The organism is Delftia tsuruhatensis NBRC 16741, from assembly GCF_001571325.1.
In the GTDB taxonomy this organism is placed as follows: domain Bacteria; phylum Pseudomonadota; class Gammaproteobacteria; order Burkholderiales; family Burkholderiaceae_C; genus Comamonas; species Comamonas tsuruhatensis.
Genome location: NZ_BCTO01000102.1, coordinates 1 through 5408 on the forward strand (window position 1 = coordinate 1; position 5408 = coordinate 5408).

The 5408-nt window shown below is 63.0% G+C and carries 5 protein-coding genes and 1 pseudogene; all 6 read right to left on the bottom strand.

Annotation, left to right across the window (positions count from 1 at the left end; translation table 11 throughout):
* Positions 1–1191: pseudogene (locus DTS01S_RS29045) on the bottom strand (hypothetical protein); the annotation flags it as partial.
* 30 nt (positions 1192–1221) lie between these two features.
* Positions 1222–1683, bottom strand: coding sequence for a hypothetical protein (locus DTS01S_RS29050; protein WP_061290102.1), 462 nt, complete (start codon positions 1681–1683; stop codon positions 1222–1224).
* Positions 1683–3635: a hypothetical protein gene (locus DTS01S_RS29055; RefSeq protein ID WP_061290106.1), complete on the bottom strand. Its 1953-nt coding sequence runs from the start codon at positions 3633–3635 to the stop codon at positions 1683–1685. The genes DTS01S_RS29050 and DTS01S_RS29055 overlap by 1 nt, the downstream gene beginning before the upstream one ends.
* 2 nt (positions 3636–3637) lie before the next feature.
* Positions 3638–4684 (bottom strand): phage fiber-tail adaptor protein, encoded by a 1047-nt coding sequence (locus DTS01S_RS29060; RefSeq protein WP_061290109.1) that lies wholly within the window; start codon positions 4682–4684, stop codon positions 3638–3640.
* 3 nt (positions 4685–4687) lie between these two features.
* Positions 4688–5104 (bottom strand): phage tail fiber protein, encoded by a 417-nt coding sequence (locus DTS01S_RS29065; RefSeq protein ID WP_047218288.1) that lies wholly within the window; start codon positions 5102–5104, stop codon positions 4688–4690.
* A 91-nt stretch (positions 5105–5195) separates the two neighbouring features.
* On the bottom strand, positions 5196–5408 hold a 213-nt coding region (locus tag DTS01S_RS29070), incomplete at its 5' end, for a phage adaptor protein (RefSeq protein WP_370671672.1).

The window sequence follows — 5408 nt, forward strand, 5'->3', positions numbered from 1 at the left end:
AGTGGCGCAGCGCTGCTGGATCTCCACCAAGCGCGCGTTGAAGCTGCTGGCCTGGGCCGAGGCATCCGACTTGCTGTCGGTGTAGGCATCCTGTGCCTTGAAGAAGTTTTCCAGCTTGAGCCGGTACTGCACCCAGTCGGGGTGCTCGATGGCGTTGTTGTCCGCGTCAAAGTGGTACTGGGCCACGCTGGGCTCGGTCGGTTTGATGGGCGCCGTGCCCGCGCCCGCCCAGGACTTGGACAGGGCCAGGTCCGCGAATTCCTTGAGCAGCTTGTCCAGCTCGCTGCGCCAGTTGGTGCATTTGCTGCCGGGCGCCACCGAGGCCTCCACCAGGTCGGCCAGCTTGGCTGCCTGGTCGGCCGTGAGCACGGTTTCGCCAGAGCGCTCGCCGGCCGTGTCCGGAAACTCGTGCCGCTGCAGCGCCTCCACCAGCGCGGGCCTGCGGAAGGGATAGCTGTACGGCATGGCGGCCACCGGCACGGCCCAGCCGCTGGCCGTGCTGATGGCCCCGAGCCGCGTGGTGTCCATCTCGCAGGCCTTGGCGCGGGCGGCCGAGACCACGGCATAGAGATTCCCAGCCCAGGCGCCGGCCCCCACGGCGGTAGACAGGGACAGCCCGTAGTTGGATGTGGCGCCGGCATAAGCCTTGCCATTGGCATCCCAGCGGATCGCCTCCTGGTGGCCCTCGTGCTGGATCACCGTGGCCAGCAGGTCCGCGCGCACCAGCTCGGCGAAGTCGCCATACAGCCAGGTCTTGGCCTCCTCGGTCGTGAACTCGTCCACCACCTGCAGCGTGACCGTGGGTTTGACCGGGCGCACCACGCCCAGCAGCCGGTCGTTGCCGCGCACGTCCAGCGCACGCGGCGCCGCGCTGCCGTCATTGGTGGTCTGGTAGGTGCGCTCGGTGGCCTCGTCGTTGATCTGGCCCTTGACCAGGGACAGCTCCTGCACCCATGAGCGTATGGGCGCGGCCGGGTTCTGCTGCACGGCCCCGCTGGCGTCTCGCGCGAATCGGTGCAGCGTGCGGGTGCCGGCCAGACATGCCGAGTGGCGCCGGTCGGTGGCCAGCGGCCAGAACTCGGAGCTGGGCAGAAAGAGGTTGAAGTGCTCCCGGGCGAAGTTCGCGCCCAGCGCGCGGTCGGACACGCTGGGCGCCTCGCCCGGGAATGCGGACAGCTTGTAGGTGGTCATGGCCTGCAGGCTGACAGGCTTGGCACCAAATCAAACCTCGACATTCACAGCGAAGGTGAAAAGCGCATCGAGATCCGCAGACGAAAGATTAAGCAGCTCGCCCATCAGCACGATGGACGGGCTGGCTCGCCGCCACTCCGTAGCCCTGGCGAATCCTATACGGGTCGTGTAGCGCAGCGCGTCATCTTCGATGGCGTCAATGGTCGAATTGAGCGCATCTTCAGTGATGCCCCGCAGTATGTAGAGAGCCACCAGGCCCTGGGCTGGCGTACAGGACTCGGGAACTGCTGCAGGCGGCGATGGCTCCTGAGTTGCCTCGACTTCAGCGATTAGAAATTCATATTTAGCTGCCTCGCCTCCAAGGTCTGAGCGCAGATCCTGCATTTGAGAATTGGCATAGATGTGGCAACGTGCCACGTTGCCTTCTTCGTCAACCCATGTCACCTCAATCGCATGGGCGTTGTCGTAGCGAATAACGCTCTTTATCTTCATTAGATTGCTGCGCCCTTAGTAATTGCAAAATTGATTTGCACCGCATGTGCCAAGGCAGACGATGAAATATTCTTCAAGCAAATATAAAATGAACCATCGTTATAGGCAACAGCCCAAACATTATAAAACGATGCATCGACTATTCCGCTGCTATTAGTCAATGTCAAATTGACGATATCAAGGGGACCAACCATGCTGTTATATACCAAAAAAACAGCCACGGCATTAGGCGCCAACGCTTGGTTATGCGTGGTAATCACCCCGGCAACTTTGTTGATAGCAACACTGGTAGATTTACTTGTTGGCTGGGTTACTGTGCCACCGGCACCAGGACCATAGCCAAACCCTCCATTACCAACAAGGACAGCACCACCATTGGGATTCAAAAACAGCCACTGATTCGATGCGTAATCAGAAAATATTCTCGGCTGTAGCCAGAACGCACCAGACTGGTACACTCCAAAATCCAACGCAACACTTCCTCCTTGGAAGCGCACTATGGAATTTGGATCAGCGCCACCACCACTGGGCTGCGGGCCGCCGCCGGTAAGAGACGAGTTGTTCACGGTAAACTTGGACAACGGCAAAGATGTGCCCACACCCACATTGCCGTTGGTTCGGATAATCATCCGCTCTGATCCGCTGGTGTAAAACGTCATGGGAAGGTACTGGCCATTCCCTGTAACACCGGAGTTCAGACGGACCTCTTGGCCTCCCAGAATAACCAGATCGCCAACAGACGAATTACCGGGGTCTGTCCCACCATGGGTGCGAAAGCCCGAGATTGTCCCTGTCCCAGTCGGAAGCGCACCGACGATGGTCAAAGAATTATTAATGCTCGACTGAAAGGCGAGGCGCTCAGAGAGTACGTTGCTACTGAAGTCACTGATGATTCGCTGAGATGGCGCTGGGAAAACAATAGAGCCATTCACACCGACGCGCATGCGCTCAGACCCGCCAGCATGAAAAGAAAGCGGTAAATAGGCTCCGCTCCCCCGGCGTTCAGCAGCAACACGTGCATCGGCAGTGTTCAAACCGATGCGCATCTGAAGTAAAGAGCAGTTTGCTTGATCAGTGGCAGATGAGGCCAGGTTGATCAGGGACTCACCTGCTGTTCCATTCGGTATTACTTCCAGCGCCGTCTGTTCATTAACTGCACTGGTTTGGAAAGCGAATCGATAAGCCGGAATAGGATTACTGAAATCAGCCGTCAGCCTCAAGCTATTTCCGAAGAAATTCAGACTACCTTTCATGGTGTCGCCGGACTTCTTCAACGTCGTGTCCAACGCATCTTGCAAGCCGGAGATGGAGGCTATAGCCTGCTCGCCCGTATGCGTGCTGCGGTCCCGCAGTTGGGCATCGGTCACGTTCTTGGTGGCACCTGTCGCCACACCACCGAGCTTTGCCGCGGCCTCGTCGCTGAAATCGTTGGCGCTCAAGCCCTTGCCTGGCACCTTGTCCACCTTGCCCTGCAGATCCGCCGCCGTGGCCATGGGCTGGGCAAACGTGGGGTTCGGGTACTGGCCGGCAAGCACGCCACCGGCCGCGCCGGTGGGTGCGCGCGCATCGGTCAGGCGCGGGTCGGCGGTCTGCACCACCTCGCGCATGCCCCCGGCCGTCATGCGCATCTCCAGCAAGTCACCCGAGTTGTAGGCCCGGGGCGCCGTGCCTTCCTGGCCACGCAGCACCGTGAGCCGGCATTCGCCGATCACCGAGTTGTCCACGGCGGTAACGCGCAGGATCTCGTAATCGGTTTCGAGCGATCCGCTGCGCTTGTAGGCCGTGAGCACGTACCAGCCGCCGGCGGGAGGATTCAGCAGCGTGCCGGCCGCGCCATCGGACACGCGCAGCACGCCGTAGTCCAGCTCGCTGGCCGGGGCACCTGTCTGCGGCGCCGCGCGCACGTCGGCGATGAACTGGGTTTGGAAGTTGTTCAGGAACAGCTGCGGCATTTCTATTTTTCCTTGATGGGCACGATCAGCTCCACCTCCTTGGTGCGGCCGTCGTTCGTCGTGGCGGCCACGCTGATCTGGTACTTCTGGCCGCTCAGGCCGCCCGCGTAGATCCAGACCTTCACGCGCTGGCCCACGAAGGCAAAGGACGGCGGCATGGGCATGGCCGGCTGCACCTTGAGCTGCACGGAAACAATCTCGTCGCCGGGCGGAAACCAGTCGGCGAACTCGATGTCGTAGTCCTGCGTGTCTGCAGGCTGCATGGGGGAAGTGCGGAACATGCTTTGCCCCTGGTCGGTGACGTAGAAGGTGGTCATTCCTGCGGGCACGAGGAAGGTGCGGGATTCGGGCGCCTGCTCATCGAAGGGCAGGCGCTTGTGCACGGCGGGATCGATGTCGATGAAGGCCACGCCCTGGGCCTGCAGCGGCGCGCGCACCAGGCGCTGCCCACGGGCCGTGATCGCAGCCTTTGCCTGGACCAGCGCGGCCAGACGCGCCTCGACCCTCCCCTGCGTGACGACAAAGGCCTGGCCCTTGCCGTCCACAGGCGAACGCAGCCAGCGGCGCACGTAGATGCGGCCATCGGCTGTGCCACGGGCGGTGGGCGTGGATTGCACGGGGCCACGGCGAAGCAGGCGCGCCTGGGGCTTGAAGTTGGCACGCGCGGCCGCGTCCACCCCAATGCGTGCCTGCACATGGGCGTTGACCGTGGCGCTGGCCCGGGCCTGGACGGCCACACGCCCGCGCACGGGCGGCAGCGTGACCTTGAAGATGGCGCGACCCGTGGCTGCCAGCAGGCTGCGCACATGGACCCGGCCCAGCACGCCTTCGACAGCTGCGCGCGCCACGGAATCGGCCGAGAGCTTGGCATGCACGCGGCCCAGCGGGCCGGTCAGCGCAGCAGCTGGTGCCGAGTGGACCACCGCATAGGCGAGCACTCTCCCGCCCACGCGGACGCGGGCATAGCCCTTGGCGTCCACGCGGATGCGCACCACGGGATCGGAGGCCCGCCCGTTCAGCGCAAAGCCATTGAGTGCTCCCCGGTTCATGGCTTACAGCAGCTGCAGCGTGAAGTCGCCTGTAAGGGCCTGGCTGTCCACCAAGAACACGTCGTTGATCTGCAGCGTGCGCGGCGTGGGCAGCGGCTCGGAATACATGAGCGTGGCCGTGCCATCGGTGGCCGAGTCACCCTCCATGATTCCGATGTGCGTGACCGTGACCTGGGCGCCCGTGACGGGCGGAAACTCCGCGCGCACGGCGTTGTAGGTGGCGCCGTTGTTGGGCGCGGCAAAGGCGCCCGTGGGCACGCGCTGGTACCACGGTGCAGCCACCTCGGTGCCGGCGGTGAAGGCGTCGGTGGGGTCCGCCGTGAACAGGGCGAAGAAGGTGTTGCGGATGGCCGGGAAGGCCTGCTTGCGCAGCGTGGCGCTGATGATCGCGTTGGCGAGGGAGGTCGAGAAACCAGCCATATCGGCTCCTATGGTTCCGAGCACTCCAGCGCCCCAGTGGAAATTGCCCGCAGTATAGGCAGGCTTGGTCACCACCGGGGATTTCTTGCGCTTACTTCTGCGCCACGGCCGTCGTTGCTGCTGCCTGGGCCTGAATGCCCAGCGCCTCGTTGTAGAGGGCACGGTGCGCCGCCGCGATGGTCGCGTTGCCGCCGAACTCGGCATCGATGGACCAGGCCCGGAACAGCACAAAGTGCCGCAGCGCGTCCATCCAGCGCTCAGGAACCGAGGGCGTCCCGTTCTCGTCGGCCAGGTCCACGGCCGC

What these genes read in the sequence shown, in the direction of transcription:
- DTS01S_RS29050 (WP_061290102.1), bottom strand. Translation starts at nt 1,683, where the DNA reads ATGAAGATAAAGAGCGTTATTCGCTACGACAACGCCCATGCGATTGAG.
- DTS01S_RS29055 (WP_061290106.1), bottom strand. Translation starts at nt 3,635, where the DNA reads ATGCCGCAGCTGTTCCTGAACAACTTCCAAACCCAGTTCATCGCCGAC.
- DTS01S_RS29060 (WP_061290109.1), bottom strand. Translation starts at nt 4,684, where the DNA reads ATGAACCGGGGAGCACTCAATGGCTTTGCGCTGAACGGGCGGGCCTCC.
- DTS01S_RS29065 (WP_047218288.1), bottom strand. Translation starts at nt 5,104, where the DNA reads ATGGCTGGTTTCTCGACCTCCCTCGCCAACGCGATCATCAGCGCCACG.